The organism is Alkalibacterium sp. AK22 (assembly GCF_000585255.1).
In the GTDB taxonomy this organism is placed as follows: domain Bacteria; phylum Bacillota; class Bacilli; order Lactobacillales; family Carnobacteriaceae_A; genus Alkalibacterium.
The window spans coordinates 1-1,682 of record NZ_JANL01000016.1; the positions used below are offsets into that span (position 1 = coordinate 1).

Sequence of the window (1,682 nt, forward strand, 5' to 3'; positions counted from 1 at the left end):
TGAACTGCACCCTGTCAAGTAGACAATGAAAAAACAAAAAATTCTATGCGGCAACCTGATACCGATATTCTATTGGTGTCAGGTTGTTTCGTGTTTCCTGAAAACGCTCGTAGTTGTAAAAATTCATATAATGCTGAATGTCTTTCTCCAGTTCTTCGTAAGTAGAATACTGTTTCAACTTATATGATTCACATTTAAAGTGCCCGAAAAAGCTTTCCATCGGACCGTTATCGATGCATTTCCCTACGCGTGACATACTACGCGTTATTCCGGCTTCTGTCGTAATCTGACGGTACTGTTTAGACGTATATTGCGACCCTCGGTCGCTGTGAAGCAGAGGAGAAGCGCCTGAATTCCTTTCAATCGCTTCATTCAAGGTTTCCATGACAAGACCGTTGTTATTAAACTTCCCAACTTTATAGGCAATAATGGACCCATCGTAAAGGTCTTTAATTGCACTCAAATAGGCTTTCTGACCATCTCCGTAACGTAAGTGAGTAATATCTGTGGCCCATTTCTGATTGGGTTTGTCTGCTTTGAATTCTCGATTTAAAAGATTGTCTTCTATATTGACATAGCTGGTTTTGGTAGAATAGCCACTGGAACGACGAATATGGGATCTCAGTCCCATTTGAACCATTAGACGACGAATTACTTTCTTGTCGTACTGTTTTTCCTTTGAGTCACGGTTCAAGGCAATTGTTATGCGACGATAGCCAAATAGTCCCTTATAATGATAGAAACGTTCTTTTATGCGCTTCTTTAATTGTTGAGCCTCCAGTTCTCGTTCACTCGGTGTGTGGTTCAGCCATTTATAATAACCTGAACGCGACACATCTAATACCTCACATAACAATTGAATAGAAACGCCAGTTTCTTGATGGTATTCAAAAATAGCTTGGAACTCACTCAAACATGAGCCTATCCGCGTTGATTCCTCCTTTCGATGTCTTTCAGCTTTTTTATCAAGCCATTTTCTGCTTCTAAATATTGATTTCTCTGCTGTAGTTTTTTCACTTCCAGCCGAAGTTTTTCTTCTTCTGTGAGGGTTTCTTTGGATTCCAATGATCGACCACGTCGGTCTTTCAATGCTTCCGGTCCACCTTCTTGGTACTTGCGTACCCAGTGATAGACTTGTTGGTAAGACACATTGTACTCTTTCTCCGCTTTATGGTAGTCCAAATTATTGGCAATCGTATACTGTGCAATTTCAATACGTTCTTTCCATGTGGTTCTACGGCCTGTAGTCATTTTTCGACGTCCTCTACTAGTAGATTTAAATCCCTTTCCACTAGTATAAAGCTTTACCCACTGTTCCAAAACCGATTTGGAAGAAATATTGAATGTGTCACATGTCGTTTCTAAGCCCGAAGATGTGTTTAAATAGTATTCTACTGCTTGCTTCTTCAATTCTGGTGAATACTTTTTCCATACTTTCGATTCCTTTAATCCCTCAATGCCATCGGCATTATATTTTCGGACCCAGTTTTTTAATGTCGTTTTGGTCACACCGTAAGCCTTAGTTAAAGAGTTGAGTGACTCCCGTTCTTCTAATACCTTCATTACTGCCTCATATCGCTCGTTTATATCGTGATCTGTAATTCTTTTAGACATGGCAAAAACTCCCTTTATAGTGTCAGAGAATTTTTATTATTTCTCTGTCTACTATAAGGGGAGCATAT

At 39.5% G+C, this 1,682-nt stretch carries 1 protein-coding gene; it reads right to left on the reverse strand.

What is annotated here, in order from left to right:
• Positions 1-43 precede the first annotated feature (43 nt).
• Positions 44-1,614, reverse strand: a protein-coding gene (locus tag ADIAL_RS11675; protein ID WP_442853025.1) for an IS3 family transposase whose coding sequence is annotated in 2 segments (ribosomal slippage) — positions 44-954 and positions 954-1,614 — 1,572 coding nt in all. Because the reading frame shifts where the segments join, the coding sequence is not laid out codon by codon here.
• Between the last annotated feature and the right edge of the window lie 68 nt (positions 1,615-1,682).